Genomic DNA, 19,529 nt, shown 5'->3' with positions numbered 1-19,529 from the left:
TTATAAAAAAGTTGCAATGTTTTGCCCCTTTGGATATTTTTGTCTAAAGGGGCGTTTTTAAGTCCAAAAGAAGAAGAAGATCTGAAATAGAAAAGTGGATTAAACAAGGTAGCGGTTCTAGTATTGGAGTAGATTATCAGCCTTGGTTGATGAATTTTCATATATAGTGCAACACGATACATCCTAGCAAGTTATTTCATTCGTTGTTTATAAACCTTCATCGCAATCACATAAAACAAAATAGAGATTCCCACTAACCAGATAACAGCTGTAACAATGGCACTAGAATCCGGTTGTCCCTCTAACAAGGAACGCACACTTCCGGCAAGTGGTGTCATCGGCTGATTTTCGGCAAAAGCCCGAAGCCCGCTACCCATATTATTTGTCGGAACAAAGGCGGAACTTACAAACATCAGCCCTATTAGCAGATAAGAGAACACGCTCGCACCTTCATAAGATTTTGCCATAAGCCCGAATGCTACTGCCATCCAAGTGAAAGCGAAAATGGTGAGCAGTATCATACCCGCTGCTAGTAGCCATTCCACAAAATCAGCGTGAGGACGGAATCCCATGAGAAAAGAAATGAGAATCACCGCAACAACTGATAATAAGTTTAATAGCAAAGTTGAGATGACATGCCCTCCCAATATGGATGATCTGGCGATTGGCATGGAATGGAATCTGTCAAAAATCCCTCTAGTCATATCTGTATTCACTCGGACTGCTGTATAGGAAATCCCCATTCCAATACACATAAGCAATACACCGGGTACAATAAAATTCACATAATCAACTTTATCCATTGTCATGGCACTACCGAAAATATAGACAAAAGCAAGCATAAGCATAATCGGCATGAGAATCGTTGTGATAATCGTGTCAACACTTCGGAGTGAATGTTTCATCACCCGTCTGTTCATGGTAAAAGTATCGCTGAAAAAATGTTTTCCGCTCATGACTATTCTCCTTTCTTTGCAGTGATAGCGAGGAAGATTTCCTCAAGTGTCGGCTGTTTTTCCACGTATTCCACTTTTTTAGGTGGAAGAATTGCTTTTAGTTCATCCATTGTGCCTTGTACGAGAATTTTTCCTTCATGCAAAATAGCAATGCAGTCAGCTAGTTGTTCGGCTTCTTCTAAATATTGGGTAGTGAGAAAAACGGTAATACCAGCTTTCACCATATCACGAATCACATCCCACAAAGCCAAACGTGCTTCCGGGTCAAGTCCGACAGAAGGCTCATCAAGAAAAACAAGTTCCGGTGAGCCAAGTACTGTCATTGCTAAATCCAAGCGTCGTTTCATACCGCCTGAATAAGTAGCAAGAGCTCGATCGCCAGCTTCTAGTAAATCAAAACGATATAGGCTTTCCTCCACAGCTTTTTTTCGATCAGGCAAGTGGCGAAGTTTTGCTACAAGGTCGAGATTTTCCCGCCCTGTCAAAATATCATCTACCGCCACATTTTGTCCGGTTAGGCTGATTTTCTCTCGTACTTGTTGTGGGTTTGTTTGAAGATTGGCACCGCAAACTTCAATTTTACCCTTATCTGCTTGCAGTAAAGTTGTTAAAATTTTTATAATAGTGGTTTTACCGGCACCATTTGAGCCTAATAAAGCGAAAACACTGCCTTTTTTTACTTCAAAATCCACACCTTTTAATACTGGGACATTTTTGTAGGATTTTTCAAGTCCTCTTACTGAAACAGCAAGATTACTCATCTTTTTTCCCTCCCAATTCTTTCATGATGCTTTCATTTAGGTTCTTCCGCCAGTTAGCGGTGTAAGTTTTGGCATTTTCCAATAGTTCATCACAGAAGGAAGCAACGTCTTCGCCAGTAATCTCCAAAACTTGTTTGCCATCTGCTGCGCCGGCTTCAAATAAATCAATTAATTCATATTGAATTTTCAACATATCATAACCATTTCCTGCTGCAAAATTCCACATATATCCTTGGATTTTTTTATAGACGAATTGATAATCCGCAGGCAGTTTTTCTACCCTTGCCATCATTTGTTTATACTCTTTTTTATCTCCAACTAATTTTTTTAGAATCTCTAACATTTTTGTTTTTCCCCCTTTAAGCTATTCATTTTTGAAGATACGAAATTCCATTTTTTCCAAAATTGTTGTAATTCTTCATGCCCAGCATCGTTTAATGAATAAAACTTACGAGGTGGACCCATTTCCGAACGTTTTTTCTCAATATTCACCAGCTTTTTCTTTTCCAGCCGAACCAAAATGGTGTAAACAGTACCTTCGACAACTTCAGTAAAGCCTAAATCATTCAGACGCCGGGTAATTTCGTAGCCATAAGTATCTCCACGGCTGATAATTTCGAGGACACAACCTTCCAACACACCTTTTAGCAATTCAGTCAAGTTATCCGTAATATACACCTCCTAACTAATAAGTAATACTGGTATTCAGTATTACCGAGTACAGGTATATCGTACTACTGAGTAGCGGGGGTGTCAAGTGTAAATTGAAAAAATTTCTAAATTTAAAATGGTGGGGTTGCAGTTGTGTTTTTGTTGTAGATGTTGAGGAGAAAAATAGTGATCATGATACAATCATCTTATATATATTCGGAATGAGGGTTTATAGAAGAGTCTAAGGAGCTAGTAAATTTTACTTGTATTCACTCGTGGTTCATAAGGCTTTGAAAGCAGCAAAGATTTTATAAATAAATGCTATCATCCTTGGTTGATGAATATTCATTCCTAAAAGAATTTAGGATAATACCATAACCTATTAACGTAATGTTCAACCAAAAACTTAGCAAAGGGTTTGATTTTATGAAAGCAATGATTATTGAAAAATATGGGAAGTACCCACTTAAACTGGCTGACATGCCCATTCCGACGGTTGGAGAAAATGACGTACTGGCAGAAATACATGCGGCAAGTATCAATCCAGTCGACTTTAAAATAAGAGATGGCAAAGTACGAATGTTAAAAAATATCATATGCCACTTATTTTAGGGAATGATTTTTCTGGTGTTATTAAACAAGTGGGTTCAAAAGTAAAAAAGTTTAAGGTAGGCGATGAAATTTACGGTCGAGCTGCAAAGGGTAGAATAGGAACTTTTGCAGAATATATCGCAATCGCTGAGAGTGCTATTGCTTTAAAGCCACAAAACCTATCTTTTGTTGAAGCAGCTTCCATTCCTTTAGTCGGGCTTACCTCTTATCAAGCGTTACATGATATTTTACAAGTAACCGCTGGACAAAAAGTGTTCATTCCAGCTGGGGCTGGAGGGGTTGGTACCTTTGCAATACAACTTGCGAAAGCAATGAATGCTTATGTTGTAACGACTGCAAGCGAAGCTGGGTTTAAATTAGTAAAGTCTTTAGGCGCGGATCAGATTATAGATTATAAGACTGAACAATTTGATGAAATCTTACACAACTATGATGGAGTATTCGATACAATCGGTGGAGAAACTTTGAAAAAAGCATTTAAAATCGTGAAATCAGGTGGACAAATCGTTTCTATTGCAGGCTTACCCAATGCCCGTTTTGGAAAAGAATATGGTTCAGGTTTTCTTAAAACCAATTTATTCCGAATTGCTACTCATAAAATAACAAAGCTAGAGAAGCAATGTAATGTTAGATATACCTATTTGTTTATGAAACCGAGTGGTGAACAGTTAAAAATCATTACTCAGCTAATTGAATCTGAAAAAATTATTCCTGTTATTGATCGTGAATACCCATTTGAGGAAGCTCAAAAGGCGATAGAGTACTCTGAATCAGGTAGAGCAAAAGGAAAAATTGTATTAAGAATAAAATAAGTAGCCTCTCGTCACATTAGTGAAGTCGTTCTAATTTTAGGATTGTGTCTTTTTTTGATTTGATTACAGAAATTACTTATTAATAAATGCCCCTTGTCCACGGGGGCTCCTCTTCAAAAAGGTTAGTGAAAATTAAATGCTATTGACAAATAAAGTTATAAGTATTATCATTATCTCATATTCAAGATACTTTAATTCAAGATTATCAGGGGGGTGAAATAAATGGAGAAGAGATGCAACAATTTGCCCTTTCTGGAATTAATGCAAACATCGAAAGTAATTCATGAACGAATAAAGCAAGAAATGACAAAAAACAAGTTGAGTATTACGGAATTTTCTGTTTTAGAAGTCCTTCACCAAAAAGGGAAACAAACGATTCAACAAATTGGAAATTGTATATTAATCTCAAGTGGTTCGATGACCTATGTTATAGATAAGTTAGAACAAAGAGGTTTATTAAACAGAAATGCCTGTCCAGATGATCGCAGAGCGATACATGTAACATTAACTGTTGATGGAAATGAATTGATGAACGAAATCATGCCGAAATATCATGAGGTCATTAATCATATGTTTGATTCATTAAATTCTGATGAGGTTGAGACATTGGCGCAGCTTTTGAAAAAAGTAAGGAATAATGCTTAAATTTCATTTTTTTTAACTGATATCTCGAATTAGAGATAAAAAATATCAAACAGGGACAAAATAAGGTATCAAGCTCTTTGAAAAAATTCGAAGTTACATGAAAAAGGAGTGTAAAAAATGAGCAAAAAAACAATGGGCATTCACCATATTACGGCTATCGTAGGACACCCACAGGAAAATGTAGATTTTTATGCTGGTGTATTAGGATTACGACTGGTAAAACAAACTGTCAATTTTGATGATCCAGGCACCTATCACCTTTATTTCGGTAATGAAGGTGGAAAGCCAGGAACAATTATCACATTTTTTCCATGGGCAGGAGCTCGACAAGGAATTATTGGAGACGGTCAAGTAGGAGTAACATCTTATGTTGTTCCGAAGGGTGCCATGGAATTTTGGGAAAATAGACTAAAAAAGTTCAACATTCCTTTTACTAAAATGGAACGCTTTGGAGAGCAATATTTGGAATTTGATGATCCACATGGTCTTCACCTAGAAATTGTTGAAAGAGAAGAAGGAGAAATCAACAATTGGACTTTCGGCGATGTAACACCTGAAGTTGCTATTAAAGGCTTTGGTGGAGCAACTCTATTATCAACCCAGCCTAACAAAACGGCTGATTTATTAGAAAAAGTAATGGGACTAGAATTAGTCGGAAAAGAAGGAGACTTAGCACGTTTCAGTTCCACTGCGGAAATCGGAAATATTATCGACCTTAAATTAACTCCTATGGGACGTGGACAAATGGGTGTGGGCACAGTTCACCACATTGCATGGCGGGCGATTGATGACGAAGATCAATTGGATTGGCAAAAATATGTGGCATCCAAAGGCTATGGAGTAACACCTGTAAAAGATAGGAACTACTTTAATGCCATTTACTTCAGAGAGCATGGGGAAATCCTATTTGAAATCGCAACTGATCCTCCAGGGTTCGCTCATGATGAATCACATGAAACTATGGGTGAAAATTTGAAGCTGCCTGAACAGTATGAGCCTCATAGAGCACAAATTGAACGAGCATTGCTACCGTTTGAAGTAAGAAAACTAGACTGATTTCACGAAAAGGAATGATTTCTTTGCTTTCAATTGATCCAGCCTCATTGTCTGAAAGAGAAAATTATAAATTTCTAATCGGCAGCATCATACCCAGGCCAATTGCTTTCGTCACAACCATTTCGAAAGACGGCGTTTTAAATGGGGCACCATTTAGTTATTTTAATATCGTGTCATCCAATCCACCATTGATTTCATTATCAATTCAACGCTCAGCGGGGAGACAAAAGGATACAGCAAGAAACATCATCGAATCCAAGCAATTCGTGGTTCATATTGTTGATGACCAAAATGTTGAAAAAATAAATAAAACAGCGGCAAACCTTCCACCTGATCAAAGTGAGATTGAGTTAGCTAACTTAACTCCAGTAGAAAGCATAAAAATAGCAGTTCCTGGAGTTAAGGAAGCGAAAATTAGAATGGAATGTTCATTAGAGCATTCCTTAGAATTGGGAGGCTCGGGTACTCCGGGGTGTGAGCTGATTATAGGAAAAGTTGTTCAATTTCATATCGAAAGCGATATTTATGAAAATGGAAGAATTGACCCTAGGGGCTTAGCTGCTGTAAGTCGATTGGCGGGAAATAATTACGCCAAAATTGGTGAAGTTTTTGAAATAGAAAGACCTAAATAGTTAGTAAAAAACCCATTTCTGGAGGGAGATAAATTATGAAACACATATTCAATAAAGGACAAGATCCAACAAAACCAACGTTATTATTGCTTCATGGTACTGGCGGCAATGAATTAGACCTGCTGCCACTTGCAGGAATGATCGATGATGCAGCAAATGTATTAAGCGTTCGTGGGAATGTATTAGAAAATGGGATGCCTCGGTTTTTCCGCAGATTAGCAGAAGGTGTCTTTGATGAAGAAGATCTAATTTTTCGAACAAAAGAATTAAATGAGTTTCTAGATGAAGCAGCGGAAAAGTATGGTTTCGACCGAGATAATATTATCGCAATAGGATACTCAAATGGAGCCAATATAGCAGCAAGTTTATTATTTCATTATCAAAATGCCTTAAAAGGTGCGATTCTTCATCATCCAATGGTACCGAGAAAGGGAATTGAGCTCCCTGATCTATCTGGCAAGTCGGTGTTTATAGCAGCTGGGACAAATGATCCGATCTGCTCACCATTGGAATCGGCTGAATTACAATCTTTATTGGAAAAGGCTAATGCAAAGGTAGAACTTCATTGGGAGGACCGAGGTCATCAATTAACAAGGCAAGAAGTCGAAGCCGCTGCGACTTGGTATCAAAATTCACAAAGATTCAAATGAGTTAAAAAGAGCTGCTTAATGTTGAAATAGATTTAAAAAGAAGGCTGTTTTAAAGAACATTGTTGATTTTGAGCACAATGTTGATTGGAGTGGAAGGCGCGAGACTCCTGCGGGAGCAGCGGGACAGGTGAGACCCCGCAGGCGCTTTAGCGCCGAGGAGGCTCACCGCCCGCCCCGCGAACCGCTCGCGCCTGGAACGGAAATCAACATTCACTTTTAACACAGCCAAATCTTTCGATTAGCTTAACTATTAAATCTTCAGCAATCAGGACTTTTTCGAATTCTTTATATAAAGCTTCAAAATAAAGATTATCTGTTCGAAATGCTTTTTTTTGACAATAAAATTTATCTCGGTTACGATTATCTTGAATTAAAAATATTTGTTGGAAGAAAGGAAGATGTTAAATGCCGAAAATTGGAATTTTACTTGGTAGTCTGCGGAAAGAATCTTTTTCAAAAAAAATTGCAGCGAATGTTGCTGCTTTATTTCCTGAAGGATATGAAACGGAAATTGTAGAAATCGGAAATCTCCCTTTATATAATCAAGATTTTGATGATGAAAACAATGCTCCAGCAGAATATACCACCTTTAGAAATACGATGAAAGAAATCGATGCTGTTTTATTTGTAACTCCTGAATATAATCGTTCTGTTCCAGCTGTATTAAAAAACGCGCTAGATGTAGGATCACGCCCCTATGGAGCAAGTGTATGGAATGCTAAACCTGCAGCCATTATCAGCCAATCTCCTGGTAATTTGAGCGCATTTGGTGCAAACCATCATTTACGTCAATCACTTGTTTTCTTAAATATGCCAATCGTTCAACAGCCGGAAGCTTATATTGGCAATGTTGCTGCGTTATTAGATGAAAACGGCAAAATTAAAGATGAAAAAACTGTTCAATTCTTACAATCTTTCGCAGATGCGTTTGTTGATTTGATTAAGAAATATCAATCGTAAAAACTTTTGACTTTTAAACCAAAGAATATGAAATGAACTCTAGCAGAAGTAAGAAAGAGTTGGAGCATATAGCTGAAGAAATCCGGTTATATATTCCAACTTTTTTTGTTTTGAAAGAAAGAATTGATAACTAATTAATTACGCTGGAAAACCTTTAAATAAATTTAAGCTAAGGAGTGGAAAGAGTTGATTGAACTTTATCCTGCAGGTAAACGCTACACTGTAAAAAATGATTGGCTGGAGAGTAATCTAGGTTTTTCCTTTGGTGAATATTATGATTCTTCTAATCTCCAATTTGGTCCGTTACGTGTCTTTAACGACGACACCGTTCAGCCGGGAAAAGGCTTTGGGATTCATCCGCATCGTGAAGCAGAAATTGTTTCGATTGTATTGAAGGGGCAGCTTAAACATGAAGATAACTTAGGAAATGCTGGAATTATTATCCATGGGAACATTCAGCGTATAAGTGCCGGAACTGGTGTGCTTCATTCCGAATTTAACGCGTCCAATCAGGAAGAAGTACAATTCTTACAGTTATGGTTTTTACCTAATGAAAAGAAGCTAATACCGTCCTATGAAGACATTTCATATGATATTGAACAATTACATAATCACTTATTACCGGTAATATCCCGTACCAGCTCAGATCGGGTGGCTAAAATCCATCAAGATTTAACCCTTTATTTATCAAAGCTAGAAGAAAAGAAGACACTTAACTTTCAACAGGAAGCAGGCAGGAAGATTTATGTCTTTAACATAGAGGGGGAAATATTAATAAATAAGGATTCCATTTTAAAGTCCCGGGACGCTGCTCGAATCACTGATACCCATGAAATTACCATTCAGGGAAATCAAGATAGTTTCTTTTTATTAATTGATTTACCTGGAGGCGAATTTTAATGATAATGATTCGTCATTCTATAGGCAGCCGATTGCTATGTCAAACTAATATATACACTATTGAAAAAAAAGACCGCCACTGGCAGATCTCGCTGCCTGTTGATGTGGAAACTGCTTCGGGAATTTTGGATTTTCAGGATGAGTTAAATATATTTGAAGTAAAGGAAAACGAAAAGATTTGGTATTACTCATCTGATGCAAAAATAAAATATCAATCTAAGGAAAAACAATTGGTAATCCTTGCAGACTATAAAACTGTCTATCCGACTCAATGAAAGAAGTTGCATCAATAGAAAACGCTCATATTTTTTAATAAAAAACTAATCGGAACTCCGATTAGTTTTTCTAGTTTTTGGACATACGATTTTAAATACATTTTAGTTCTATTTTTTTATTCCTTTATATACCGTTTTTGTTTTATTAAATAATATTACTCAAGCAGGAAAGAACAGGTATAAATAATTTTTTGAGGGTAATTTTAAAAAATAATAATGCTAAAAGGGATGATGCTTAATGGAGAAAAAGTTGTTAAATTTACTTACTGGTTTGTGTGTAGTTGCCCTGCCATTCTTATTTAGAGGTTCAAAAATGAGAGAAAATCTTCTTATTTTCTTCTCAAAAGGGGTTCTTGCGACTCTGGTTGATGCTTATGTTGTCGGAACCAAAAGAATTGAATATCCAGTTCGTCCTTTAGGGAAAATTTTTAAAACTAATATTATTTATGACATGTTGTTTTTTCCTATTTTAAGTGTCATTTGGGTGAAAATGTCCTATAACGATAATTTTGGAAAAATCTTATTAAAAAGTTTGGTATTTAGTGTTCCGATGAGTATCGGTCAGTGGTATTTTGAAAAGAATTCTAGATTATTTAAATGGAAAAAATGGTCCCCATTCCATACATTCGGAAGTGTGAATTTTACTTTATTTACGATTAGAGGTTTTGTGGGATTAATAAAAAAATTAGATAAAATAAAGGGTAATCAAAATATAACCGAATAATAAAGGTTGATATTATGAATAAAACGTATAAGTTAGAAGCAATTCTTTGGAGCATTGCTTTTCCGGGTTTTGGTCAACTATTAAATGGTCACCTTTTAAAAGGTGTTATTTTTATCCTTTTAGAATTCACCATCAATGTAAACAGTTTATTTAATCAAGCGATCATGTTTAGTTTTCTTGGGAAAATAAATGATGCTGCCAGAGTGGTGGATTACCAATGGCTTATGTTTTATCCGTGTGTTTATATGTTTGCAATGTATGATGCCTATAAATATGCGGAAGGTGATAATCCTCGGTTATCGTTTGTCCCATTTGCTTTTGGAGCCTATTTTGTCACAGTAGGTCTTATGTACTCACCGAAAATATTTTTCGGTATATCATTTGGTCCTATTTGGCTTCCAATATTGTCTTTGATACCTGGGTTAGGAATTGGATTTATAATTCGTTATATATTAATAAAAATTACTTCTAAAACCAAGTATAGTGGGAGACCTTCTTAATTTCAAAAAAGCCCTTCTACATGGGCTTTTTTTGAGGAAGATTAGCTGGGTTATTTGTTTTTGATTATCATCCAAACGAGAAAGGGCAGCTTATTATGGTGAATGAGAATGGGGCTCAGAAGATTGCGTGGAAAAGAATTTCTCTATTAAATAGGTTTAAAAAGATAAAACAGTAGTTGGAGGGAAACGAATGGACAGTCAAAATTGCGATTTTTCACCAATGAAACAAAATCTAGAAGATGGAATTCAACACCTAATTCATCTACTCCAATCAAATTTAAAAGTACTCGGAAACGAAAACTTTTGTGTTTTAGGAAGTCTAGAGGATGTTAAAGAACAGCTGAATTCAATTGAATCAATGGCGGCCTCCTTTTATTTAAATTGTTATTTATCGTCCTTTACTGACACATATGAGGATTTAACCGCTACAGCTCAGCATCTATCGAAACGTAAACATGGTGGGTTGATTGTAATTGAACGAAGTGACTCTCTTGACAACATTATCCAAAAGGGAACAACTATCGGTGCAATGGTTACACCAAAGCTATTGGCATCGATTTTTTACCCGGGTAACCCGCTGCATGATGGGGCAGTATTAATCAGAGGTAACGAAGTTTATTCAGCAGCTAATATTCTTCCATTAACGAAGATGATTACAGAAAAAAAACTTGGCACACGTCACCGTGCTGCTATAGGAGTATCGGAACAAAGTGATGCTCTTGCACTGGTTGTTTCTGAAGAAACAGGTAAAATTTCATTTGCCTTAAATGGAAAATTATATCCGATTAACACGACACAACAAATTGTGTTCTAAGGTATCTAAAAGGATTAGGAAAAATTTTTTCAGGAGGATTTTTATGGCTAAGAATTTATTGATATTGGTCATTGCAGCCTATATGGTAGTAATGACTCCTATATTGACTTACGCGCAAGTCATCCATGAAGTGAAGTCAGGAGATAGCCTTACCAAAATATCAAAACAATACAAAATTGACAGTGATGAACTTGCTAAACTAAATGGTTTAGCTAAGAATAGCCAATTAGTCCTTGGCCAGGCGATGTTGATACCTGGTTCCACTTATTTTGTGCAAGCGGGTGACAGTATATGGGCGATTGCTAACCGTCATGCCATTAGCGAAGAAACATTAATGCAACAGAATCATTTAAAGAGTCGTGTCATTGTGCCCGGTCAGAAATTAAGTATTCCCCGCCCTCCAAAAATGAATGTATGGACCGGAACCTATTTTGTTCCAAAAGATAAGAATACCAACGCTTGGATGCTGAATAATTATAAAAATACTCTTTCAAGTATTTTCGTGTTTGAGTATAGTTCCGATGAACAAGGCAACATCGTTGAAACACCTGAAAACCAGGCACATAAGATAGCTTGGAAAGAGAACCTCTTACCATATGCTACAATTACAAATTTAAGCGAAAAAGGGTTTGATCCAAATCTTACTCATCGATTAATAGGTACGCCTTGGTTAAGGAAAAAGCTGGTTAATAATATTTATTCCCTTTTAGATAGTCATGATTACAAAGGGGTGGTCGTTGACTTTGAACAGGTGAAAACGCAAGATCGAGATAACCTCAATCTGTTTATTAAAGAATTAGCTGCAAAGCTTCATCCTACAGGAATGGAAGTTATGATGGCCGTTCCTCCAAAAGAAGGAGATCGGGTCCCGTCCTATTCCACAGCTTATGATTACAAAACGCTAGGGAAATACCTGGATAAAATGTTTTTGATGACATATGATTGGCATTGGCCTGGAGGTCCTTCTGGTCCAATTGCCCCAATAGACAGAGTCAAAGCCACGCTAGATTATGCTGTCTCAGTTGTCGATAGATCAAAGCTGATGCTGGGAATTCCACAATATGCGTATGATTGGGTAATAGGAAGTAATAAGCGTTCTGGCTCTGCTTATTCGACCCAACATGCCATTGATATATATACTGGATATCAAAGTCCGATTCACTATGATGAAAATGCGGCTGCTCCAGCGTTTCGTTATGTTGATAATAAAGGAAAGTTACATGAAGTATGGTTTGAAGACCCACGAAGCTTGCTTGCTAAACTCCGTGTTATTCGACAATATGGATTAGCGGGGATGGGCTGCTGGCATCTTGGTCTAACTATGCCTCAGACCGAGGAAATGATACTAGATGAATTCAATGTGCATTGAGTATAATAATTTATTATTAATTTGGGATATTTATTTTAAGAAGAAAATAAAAAAGAAAATCAATAATAATGAAGAACTAATTGGAAATTTCCCGATTAGTTTTTTTGTAACTACCTCGATTGGAAGAGTATGAGTTATTGACATAAAACAGAAAAGGTATTACAATTATCTTGTGTTCGAGATATTAAAATTTGAGATAATGTGTTGGAGGTGGTTTAATGGAAGTAATATTGCATAAACCAGGACCATATCAAATCATCAAACGAATTTATGAAGTAAAAACGGAAAATATGGACGGAAATTAATGATTACTCTTTTTTTTGCCTATAAGGTTACTTTTTATACCCATGTTACTTTTTGTTTAAAAAAATTATTATATAAAAAATAAAAAGGTGAGGTCTTTATAATGAACTTGTTAGAATCAAAGGTTATCCAAACTAAGTCTGAAAAGGAAATATTTATTGACGAAAGTTCAAACATTGAACTTAGTGGTTTTCAATATCCATTTAAGAACTCTCCCTATTATGAAATGATGGTGGGCTTAGATTTAATGCGGATACGGAATAATGAATTTTATGGAACGAAAAAAAGCTACTTTGGTTTAAGAATTACAGAGGATTTACAATCTATCATCGTATTTGAACCGGATCAACAAAGTATCTTTGCAGTTAAGAATGAACTGGAAAAGCAGGCTGCAATCGAACTAATTGATTATTTATTAATTGAATCTCCAAAATTCAAGGAATTAGTAAGGCAAATGATCTATAATTATAAACAAGCAAACGTAGTTAGTGATATAGAAATCCAGGAACATAATGCAAAACTTTTAGTGTTAGAAGGATTATTAAACGTTCGTAATCTAGATGTTAAAATTGCTTTACAAAAGAAAAATATAGCTTGTTGATAATTTTTTTCTGATTCCAATAAAAAAGGAGAGTGAGATATTTGATAGAAGAACAGGCAGAACTTTGTCCGGAGATTGAAAAATCTTTTGAATTAATTGGAAAAAGATGGACGGGTTTAATTATTTATGTATTATTAAGTGGACCGAAACGCTTTAGTGAAATTCATACGATGATCCCTGATTTAAGTAAGCGAGTGCTAACGGAGAGAATGAAAGAATTGGAAGAGCATGGGATAGTATTACGTCATGTAATTCCTGAAAGACCAATAAGAACAGAATACCTATTAACCAAAAAAGGAAATGAGTTAGCAAAAATTCTCGGACCTATTAGTCAATGGGCCAATAAATGGATGAAAATCAAATAGAGTGAGGCAATCCCAAAAGTACAATCTTTTGGGATATTTTAATTTTTGATTTCATGGTGAACACTTCAATGATTTACCAGTTCACAAATTAGACACAAATATCTTGACGAACGAATAAATAAGTATTATTATGGTTACATAAAGTTACCTAGGAACAAAAATACAATGAGTAATTTGGTATTTTGAGAGGCAATAGGGGCTTTTCTTTTTCGGTAATATCTCGAATTCGAGAGTTTTAAATTAAAAGGAAATTTAAGCAGATATAGGAGTAACATTAAAAAGTTGTCGAAAGGAGAGGCAGGACATGATCGAAGTAACGGTTACAGTTTCATTTAAAGGAAGAAAATATAAAACAAATGTCATTGCTAAAAAAGGTATAACCAATAAAGCAATTAAGAGTATTGCCGAAAAACAGGTATTAAAACAATGGAGTGAATAAATAGTCAAATTAAAAATCTAATAACGAAGGGAGAATATCAGATGGACAGAAATTTTTCAATGGAACTTGTTCGAGTTACTGAAGCCGCGGCTTTAGCTGCTGGAAGATGGATGGGTAGAGGGAAAAAGGACGAAGCAGATGAAGCAGCAACGCAAGCAATGAGAGACATGTTTAATTCCATTCATATGAGAGGTACCGTTGTTATTGGTGAAGGTGAGATGGACGAGGCCCCTATGTTATATATTGGTGAACAACTGGGTATAGGTGATGGACCTGAAGTAGATATTGCTGTTGACCCATTAGAGGGAACCAATATTGTTGCTGCGGGAACATGGAATGCACTTGCTACTATAGCCGTCGCAGAGCATGGAAATCTATTGCATGCACCAGACATGTATATGGAAAAAATCGCTGTTGGTCCTGAATCTGTGGGGGAAATTGATATTAATGCACCAGTCATAGACAATCTAACAGCAGTCGCAAAGGCAAAAAATAAAAATATAGAAGACCTAGTTGTGGCTATTTTAGATCGTGAACGACATAAAAAAATGATTCAGGAAATTCGTGATTCTGGAGCCAGAATTAAACTTATGCAAGACGGTGATGTGGCAGCTGCTATAAATACTGCATTTGAAAATACGGGTGTTGATATCATGCTTGGTTCAGGGGGCGCCCCTGAAGGTGTATTGGCTGCCACCGCATTGAAAAGCTTAGGAGGAGAGTTCCAAGGCAAGCTTCTTCCCCACACAGAAGAGGAAAAAATCCGTTTGAAGAAAATGGGTATTAACGACTTTAATAAAGTTTTATTAATGGATGACATTGTAAAAGGCGATGATGCCTATTTTGTAGCAACAGGTGTAACGAATGGTGAACTTCTGAGAGGTGTCCAATATAAAGGGAATGTTGGGACAACACATTCTGTAGTTATCCGTGCTAAAACTGGGACAGTACGGTTTATCGAGGGACAACATGGTTTAAACAAGAAATAAGAAGAAATAACAGTGGAAATAATTTGAAGAAAGCAGCAGCAAGGAGGAACGAATATGGATGGAATGACTTTCGTCTTATTTGGCGCAACAGGTGATTTAGCGAAACGGAAAATATTCCCTGCCTTATATAATTTATATCTTGATCAAAAAATGCCTAAGTCCATTTCAATCATTGGCCTAGGTAGACGTGAAAAGTCCGATAGTGAGTTTCAAAATCATGTTGAGCAATCAATCAAGACATTTTCAAGGCGCGTTGTGGACGATCGCGACAAAATGGATGCTTTTCTTGGTGCATTTCGTTACCAGACTCTAGATGCAACAAACGTTGATGACTATGGAAAACTTTTAAATCTTGTTCAACAACGTGAAAGTGAACTAAATATTTCCGGAAATCGGATGTTCTACCTATCTGTCGGACCATCTTTCTTTGAGACAATCGCTTTGAATATTAAAGAAAGTGGATTGGGTTCCACAAAAGGTTGGAAACGACTGATCATTGAAAAACCGTTTGGACGAGATTTAGAGTCAGCTCGGGAGCTAAATGCAAACTTAAGCAAAGCTTTTGAAGAAGATGAAATCTATCGAATTGATCATTATCTAGGTAAGTCAATGATTCAAAACTTGGGAGAGTTACAATTTTTAAATCCTGTCATTCAAACGTTATTGAACAATCAGCATATTGCAAATGTCCAAATTACGGCAAGTGAGACGGTTGGGGTTGAGGAACGCGCCGGATATTATGATCATTCTGGTGCCATTCGCGATATGGTCCAAAATCATATGCTGCAAATTTTGATGATGACAGCCATGCATATGCCAAAGAAAATCAGCCCGAAGGAAATCCGAAATGAAAAGAAGAAAGTGATCGAATCTGTCCGTAACTTAAAGAAAGAAGATGTAAACCTAAATGTTGTTCGTGGTCAATATCGTTCAGGAGAAATAGTAGGGCAGCCAGTTGTAAGTTATCGAAATGAACCGGGAATTGAAGCTTCCTCCCAAAATGATACCTTTGTGGCAGCCAGACTTTGGATTGACAATCCATTTTGGCAAGGGGTGCCATTCTATATTCGAACAGGAAAAAGAATGGCTGAAAAATCTACACGGATTGTCATTGAATTCAAAAATGCAGGCCATAAGGGTTCGGCAAAAAAAGTGGCATCCAATCTTTTGATTATCGAGATCGGTCCAAATGAAAAAGTAACCTTACAACTAAACAGCAGGAATCCTATAAATGGAAAAGTTGAACCCGTGAAAATTGGTTTTTCAACTGAACAAAAAGAAGTACCTGAAGCATATGAACGTTTGATATTTGATGCTATTCTTGGTGATTCCACGTTCTTTGCTCATTGGAAAGAAGTTGAATTGTCATGGGAATGGGTACAGCCTATTCTGGAGGCTTTTAAAGAAAATCTCTTACCCCTTCATTTATATCCAGCAGGTTCCAACGGTCCTGCGGCAGCAGATCGATTGCTTGATGAGGATGGATTCAAATGGTGGCTGGATGATGAAAAGGTACAAGATTTAAGTGAGCCCGTTCAAGAATTAGTAGCACAATAAGAAAGTTCCGAGGAGGAAGGAAATTTTATGAGTAGAGCAATTGAAACTTTAGCTGTGAATACGATTCGTACTTTATCAATCGATGCCATCAACCGAGCAAACTCTGGTCATCCAGGCTTGCCAATGGGAGCAGCACCAATGGCTTATGCACTTTGGGCAAATCATTTATCACATAATCCCAATCATTCAAAATGGTTCAATCGTGATCGCTTCGTTTTATCAGCGGGTCATGGTTCTAGTATGTTATATAGCTTGCTTCATCTTAGCGGCTATGATGTCTCTATCGAAGATTTGAAAAGCTTTCGAAAATTAAACAGTAAAACACCTGGTCACCCTGAATTTGGTCATACGGATGGTGTCGATGTAACAACTGGCCCATTAGGACAAGGAATAGCCAATGCTGTGGGGATGGCAATGGCAGAAGCTCATGTAGCTGCGAAATTTAATAAAGATGCATACCCAGTGGTTGACCACTATACTTACACATTAGTTGGCGATGGCGATTTATCGGAAGGTATTTCCTATGAAGCCATGTCAATGGCTGGCCATATGAAACTAGGAAAGTTAATTGCTTTATATGATTCCAATGATATTTCACTGGATGGGGAATTAAATCTTTCCTTCTCTGAAGATATTAAAAAAAGAGCGGAATCGCTTCGTTGGCAATATCTTCGAGTAGAAGATGGAAATAATGTCGAAGAAATCACAAAAGCCATTGCAGAAGCTAAATTAAATACAGACCAGCCAACTTTAATCGAAGTTAGAACGATTATCGGTTTTGGCAGTCCTAAGGTTGCCGGATCGAATAAAGCACACGGTAATCCACTTGGAGCTGAGGAAACAAAAGAAACCAAAAAGGTGTATGGCTGGGAGTACGAAAATGATTTTTATGTACCGGAAGAAGTAAAAGCTCACTTTGAAGCATTGAAACAAAATGGGGTACAAGCTGAAAAAAAATGGGATGAATTGTTCAAAGCCTATAAAGCTGCCTATCCACAACTAGGAAGCGAACTTGAAGATGCAATCGAGGGAAAAGTGCTGCTTGATGTTAAAGATATATTAACTTTTTCAACTGAAAAGGCCGTTTCCACACGTATAGCTAGCGGCATGGCAATCAATCATTTTGTTAAAAAAGTTCCTTCAATCTTTGGAGGCAGTGCAGACCTTTCTGGGTCCACGATGACTGATATAAAAGGGGAAGCGCCTTTCGCGGTTGAATCATATGCAGGCAGAAACGTCTACTTTGGCGTTCGTGAACATGCAATGGGGGCAGCTGGTAATGGCATGGCTCTCCATGGTGGTGTGAAACCATTTGTAAGTACATTCTTTGTTTTCAATGATTACTTACGCCCATCTATTCGTTTAGCTGCATTACAAAAACTGCCTATTACTTATGTATTTACACATGATTCAATTGCGGTAGGTGAAGACGGTCCGACCCATGAACCAGTTGAACATCTTGCAGCTCTTCGTGCCATTCCAGGACTTACAGTCATTCGTCCAACCGATGCAAATGAAACAGCAAGTGCGTGGGGCTACGCTTTAAATCAAACGGAAGGTCCAGTTGCATTAGTTTTAAGCCGGCAAAACTTACCGGTGTTTGATGAAACAAAAGCAAATATTGATAATCTTTCAAAAGGTGCATATGTGTTAACTCAAACAAATGGAGAACCAAATGTTATTCTTCTGGCCACAGGTTCCGAGGTTTCTTTAGCTGTCGACGCTAAAACAGAACTTGAAAAAGACAATATCTCAGTACGTGTTGTGGCTATGCCAAGTTGGGAACTATTCAATCGTCAATCAGAGCAATATAAAGAATTCGTACTACCTTCTTCCATCACCAAACGAGTGGCAATTGAAATGGGAATCTCTCTTGGATGGGATCGTTATGTAGGGCATGAAGGGAAAATTGTATCTATCGAGACATATGGTGCTTCGGGAACTGGAGCAGCTGTAATGGAGTTATTTGGATTTACAACAGCAAACATTGTTCAAACAACTAAAAGTTTATTAAATTCTTAAATCTAGACATAACATCAGGGGTGAAAAACATGCAAGTCGGCTTAATTGGTTTAGGTAAAATGGGGTTAAATCTTGGGAAAAACTTAATTGATCATCAACATCAAGTTACAGCATATGATTTAAATCCTAATGCTGTAGTAGAAATACAACAATATGGGGCGAAAGGAACAACTAATTTAAGTGAACTTTTCTTATCGTTAGACAAACCGAGAGTATTTTGGATTATGGTACCACATCCAGTTGTGGATTCGGTTCTTAGTGAAATGACACCGCTTTTGGAAAAGGGCGATATCGTAATTGAAGCTGGGAACTCCCATTATAAAGAATCCATCCGCCGTTATAATCAACTAAAGGAAATTGGCGTTAGCTATATGGACGCAGGAACATCTGGCGGGATGGAAGGTGCTCGTAATGGAGCAAACTATATGGTAGGGGGAGATCCGGAAGCTTGGGCGGTTGTAGAACCTATTTTCCGTGATACTGCTGTAGAAAATGGCTATATTTTTACAGGTAAAGCAGGAGGCGGCCATTTCCTTAAAATGGTTCATAATGGAATTGAGTATGGCATGATGGCTGCAATTGGTGAAGGATTTGAAGTATTAGAAAAAAGCGAATTTGATTACGACTATGAAAAAGTCGCAAGAGTATGGAATAACGGTTCAGTCATTCGCTCATGGTTAATGGAATTAACTGAACATGCCTTTTCTAAAGATGCGAAGCTGGATCAAATCAAAGGTATTATGCATTCTTCCGGTGAAGGGAAATGGACGGTTGAAACCGCACTTGATCTCCAAGTTGCCGCTCCAATTATCACCATGTCCTTGTTGATGCGCAACCGTTCACTAGAAAATGATACATTTACAGGAAAAGTTGTCGCCGCTCTTCGCAACGAGTTTGGTGGACATGCAGTAGAAAAAAACTAAAAACTCTTATTAA

General features: G+C 37.1%; 22 protein-coding genes and 1 pseudogene. 19 read left to right on the top strand and 4 right to left on the bottom strand.

Features of this window, described 5'->3' with window-relative positions; all coding sequences use genetic code 11:
- Positions 1-191: 191 nt before the first annotated feature.
- From ACFVSW_RS17550 to ACFVSW_RS17535, 4 genes are read right to left on the bottom strand one after another with little or no spacing between them, the layout of a single operon-like run.
- A complete protein-coding gene (locus ACFVSW_RS17550) occupies positions 192-956 on the bottom strand; it encodes an ABC transporter permease (protein ID WP_387317940.1) in 765 nt (254 codons plus the stop codon).
- 2 nt (positions 957-958) lie between these two features.
- Positions 959-1,717, bottom strand: coding sequence for an ABC transporter ATP-binding protein (locus tag ACFVSW_RS17545; RefSeq protein ID WP_387317939.1), 759 nt, complete (start codon positions 1,715-1,717; stop codon positions 959-961).
- Positions 1,710-2,060: a DUF1048 domain-containing protein gene (locus tag ACFVSW_RS17540; protein WP_387317938.1), complete on the bottom strand. Its 351-nt coding sequence runs from the start codon at positions 2,058-2,060 to the stop codon at positions 1,710-1,712. Before ACFVSW_RS17540 ends, ACFVSW_RS17545 begins: the two co-directional genes overlap by 8 nt.
- A complete protein-coding gene (locus ACFVSW_RS17535) occupies positions 2,054-2,389 on the bottom strand; it encodes a PadR family transcriptional regulator (protein WP_387317959.1) in 336 nt (111 codons plus the stop codon). The genes ACFVSW_RS17540 and ACFVSW_RS17535 overlap by 7 nt, the downstream gene beginning before the upstream one ends.
- A 405-nt stretch (positions 2,390-2,794) precedes the next feature.
- Between ACFVSW_RS17535 and ACFVSW_RS17530 the strand changes: the two are divergent.
- From ACFVSW_RS17530 to gnd, 19 genes and pseudogenes are all read left to right on the top strand, one after another.
- Positions 2,795-3,792, top strand: a pseudogene (locus tag ACFVSW_RS17530) (NADP-dependent oxidoreductase).
- A gap of 222 nt (positions 3,793-4,014) precedes the next feature.
- Positions 4,015-4,437 (top strand): MarR family winged helix-turn-helix transcriptional regulator, encoded by a 423-nt coding sequence (locus ACFVSW_RS17525; protein ID WP_387317937.1) that lies wholly within the window; start codon positions 4,015-4,017, stop codon positions 4,435-4,437.
- Positions 4,438-4,554: 117 nt separating this feature from the next.
- A complete protein-coding gene (locus ACFVSW_RS17520) occupies positions 4,555-5,493 on the top strand; it encodes a ring-cleaving dioxygenase (RefSeq protein ID WP_387317936.1) in 939 nt (312 codons plus the stop codon).
- Positions 5,494-5,516: 23 nt separating this feature from the next.
- The gene (locus ACFVSW_RS17515; protein WP_387317935.1) at positions 5,517-6,125 is read left to right on the top strand and encodes a flavin reductase family protein; all 609 of its coding nucleotides are present in this window, start codon (positions 5,517-5,519) and stop codon (positions 6,123-6,125) included.
- Between the two features lie 32 nt (positions 6,126-6,157).
- Positions 6,158-6,775, top strand: coding sequence for an alpha/beta hydrolase (locus ACFVSW_RS17510; RefSeq protein ID WP_387317958.1), 618 nt, complete (start codon positions 6,158-6,160; stop codon positions 6,773-6,775).
- Between the two features lie 405 nt (positions 6,776-7,180).
- Positions 7,181-7,735 carry an NADPH-dependent FMN reductase gene (locus ACFVSW_RS17505; RefSeq protein ID WP_387317934.1) on the top strand — a complete coding sequence of 185 codons (555 nt, stop codon included), beginning with the start codon at positions 7,181-7,183 and terminating at the stop codon, positions 7,733-7,735.
- Positions 7,736-7,921: 186 nt separating this feature from the next.
- Complete coding sequence (locus ACFVSW_RS17500; protein ID WP_387317933.1) at positions 7,922-8,635, top strand: pirin family protein; 714 nt, start codon at positions 7,922-7,924, stop codon at positions 8,633-8,635.
- Positions 8,635-8,910 carry a hypothetical protein gene (locus ACFVSW_RS17495; RefSeq protein WP_387317932.1) on the top strand — a complete coding sequence of 92 codons (276 nt, stop codon included), beginning with the start codon at positions 8,635-8,637 and terminating at the stop codon, positions 8,908-8,910. The genes ACFVSW_RS17500 and ACFVSW_RS17495 overlap by 1 nt, the downstream gene beginning before the upstream one ends.
- A gap of 238 nt (positions 8,911-9,148) precedes the next feature.
- Complete coding sequence (locus ACFVSW_RS17490; RefSeq protein WP_387317931.1) at positions 9,149-9,634, top strand: CBO0543 family protein; 486 nt, start codon at positions 9,149-9,151, stop codon at positions 9,632-9,634.
- 14 nt (positions 9,635-9,648) lie between these two features.
- Positions 9,649-10,134, top strand: a complete 486-nt coding sequence (locus tag ACFVSW_RS17485; RefSeq protein WP_387317930.1) for a hypothetical protein — start codon at positions 9,649-9,651, stop codon at positions 10,132-10,134.
- 190 nt (positions 10,135-10,324) lie between these two features.
- Positions 10,325-10,948, top strand: coding sequence for a sporulation-specific diadenylate cyclase CdaS (gene cdaS, locus ACFVSW_RS17480; protein WP_387317929.1), 624 nt, complete (start codon positions 10,325-10,327; stop codon positions 10,946-10,948).
- Between the two features lie 43 nt (positions 10,949-10,991).
- Positions 10,992-12,317 carry a glycoside hydrolase family 18 protein gene (locus ACFVSW_RS17475; RefSeq protein ID WP_387317928.1) on the top strand — a complete coding sequence of 442 codons (1,326 nt, stop codon included), beginning with the start codon at positions 10,992-10,994 and terminating at the stop codon, positions 12,315-12,317.
- Between the two features lie 406 nt (positions 12,318-12,723).
- Positions 12,724-13,221, top strand: a complete 498-nt coding sequence (locus ACFVSW_RS17470; protein WP_387317927.1) for a hypothetical protein — start codon at positions 12,724-12,726, stop codon at positions 13,219-13,221.
- Positions 13,222-13,265: 44 nt separating this feature from the next.
- Positions 13,266-13,586: a winged helix-turn-helix transcriptional regulator gene (locus ACFVSW_RS17465; protein ID WP_387317957.1), complete on the top strand. Its 321-nt coding sequence runs from the start codon at positions 13,266-13,268 to the stop codon at positions 13,584-13,586.
- 304 nt (positions 13,587-13,890) lie between these two features.
- Complete coding sequence (locus ACFVSW_RS17460) at positions 13,891-14,025, top strand: BA3454 family stress response protein (RefSeq protein WP_387317926.1); 135 nt, start codon at positions 13,891-13,893, stop codon at positions 14,023-14,025.
- Between the two features lie 41 nt (positions 14,026-14,066).
- Positions 14,067-15,014, top strand: coding sequence for a class II fructose-bisphosphatase (gene glpX / locus ACFVSW_RS17455; protein ID WP_387317925.1), 948 nt, complete (start codon positions 14,067-14,069; stop codon positions 15,012-15,014).
- A gap of 54 nt (positions 15,015-15,068) precedes the next feature.
- On the top strand, positions 15,069-16,571 hold the full coding sequence (gene zwf / locus ACFVSW_RS17450; protein ID WP_387317924.1) for a glucose-6-phosphate dehydrogenase: 1,503 nt from the start codon (positions 15,069-15,071) through the stop codon (positions 16,569-16,571).
- Positions 16,572-16,598: 27 nt separating this feature from the next.
- Positions 16,599-18,593, top strand: coding sequence for a transketolase (gene tkt / locus ACFVSW_RS17445; RefSeq protein ID WP_387317923.1), 1,995 nt, complete (start codon positions 16,599-16,601; stop codon positions 18,591-18,593).
- A 29-nt stretch (positions 18,594-18,622) separates the two neighbouring features.
- On the top strand, positions 18,623-19,516 hold the full coding sequence (gnd, locus tag ACFVSW_RS17440) for a phosphogluconate dehydrogenase (NAD(+)-dependent, decarboxylating) (RefSeq protein ID WP_387317922.1): 894 nt from the start codon (positions 18,623-18,625) through the stop codon (positions 19,514-19,516).
- Positions 19,517-19,529: the final 13 nt, after the last annotated feature.

This window comes from Neobacillus sp. NPDC058068 (assembly GCF_042885335.1).
GTDB lineage: Bacteria > Bacillota > Bacilli > Bacillales > Cytobacillaceae > Neobacillus.
The sequence above is the reverse complement of the archived record's forward strand: the minus strand, read 5'-3'. Positions and strand labels throughout refer to the sequence as shown.

Excerpts from the sequence above, each read along its gene's own strand:
- ACFVSW_RS17505 (WP_387317934.1), top strand. The coding sequence starts at position 7,181 with ATGCCGAAAATTGGAATTTTACTTGGTAGTCTGCGGAAAGAATCTTTT.
- zwf (WP_387317924.1), top strand. The coding sequence starts at position 15,069 with ATGGATGGAATGACTTTCGTCTTATTTGGCGCAACAGGTGATTTAGCG.
- ACFVSW_RS17540 (WP_387317938.1), bottom strand. The coding sequence starts at position 2,060 with ATGTTAGAGATTCTAAAAAAATTAGTTGGAGATAAAAAAGAGTATAAA.
- ACFVSW_RS17550 (WP_387317940.1), bottom strand. The coding sequence starts at position 956 with ATGAGCGGAAAACATTTTTTCAGCGATACTTTTACCATGAACAGACGG.
- ACFVSW_RS17460 (WP_387317926.1), top strand. The coding sequence starts at position 13,891 with ATGATCGAAGTAACGGTTACAGTTTCATTTAAAGGAAGAAAATATAAA.
- ACFVSW_RS17495 (WP_387317932.1), top strand. The coding sequence starts at position 8,635 with ATGATAATGATTCGTCATTCTATAGGCAGCCGATTGCTATGTCAAACT.
- ACFVSW_RS17490 (WP_387317931.1), top strand. The coding sequence starts at position 9,149 with ATGGAGAAAAAGTTGTTAAATTTACTTACTGGTTTGTGTGTAGTTGCC.
- ACFVSW_RS17525 (WP_387317937.1), top strand. The coding sequence starts at position 4,015 with ATGGAGAAGAGATGCAACAATTTGCCCTTTCTGGAATTAATGCAAACA.
- ACFVSW_RS17475 (WP_387317928.1), top strand. The coding sequence starts at position 10,992 with ATGGCTAAGAATTTATTGATATTGGTCATTGCAGCCTATATGGTAGTA.
- ACFVSW_RS17485 (WP_387317930.1), top strand. The coding sequence starts at position 9,649 with ATGAATAAAACGTATAAGTTAGAAGCAATTCTTTGGAGCATTGCTTTT.
- ACFVSW_RS17520 (WP_387317936.1), top strand. The coding sequence starts at position 4,555 with ATGAGCAAAAAAACAATGGGCATTCACCATATTACGGCTATCGTAGGA.
- ACFVSW_RS17545 (WP_387317939.1), bottom strand. The coding sequence starts at position 1,717 with ATGAGTAATCTTGCTGTTTCAGTAAGAGGACTTGAAAAATCCTACAAA.
- ACFVSW_RS17470 (WP_387317927.1), top strand. The coding sequence starts at position 12,724 with ATGAACTTGTTAGAATCAAAGGTTATCCAAACTAAGTCTGAAAAGGAA.
- gnd (WP_387317922.1), top strand. The coding sequence starts at position 18,623 with ATGCAAGTCGGCTTAATTGGTTTAGGTAAAATGGGGTTAAATCTTGGG.
- tkt (WP_387317923.1), top strand. The coding sequence starts at position 16,599 with ATGAGTAGAGCAATTGAAACTTTAGCTGTGAATACGATTCGTACTTTA.
- glpX (WP_387317925.1), top strand. The coding sequence starts at position 14,067 with ATGGACAGAAATTTTTCAATGGAACTTGTTCGAGTTACTGAAGCCGCG.
- cdaS (WP_387317929.1), top strand. The coding sequence starts at position 10,325 with ATGGACAGTCAAAATTGCGATTTTTCACCAATGAAACAAAATCTAGAA.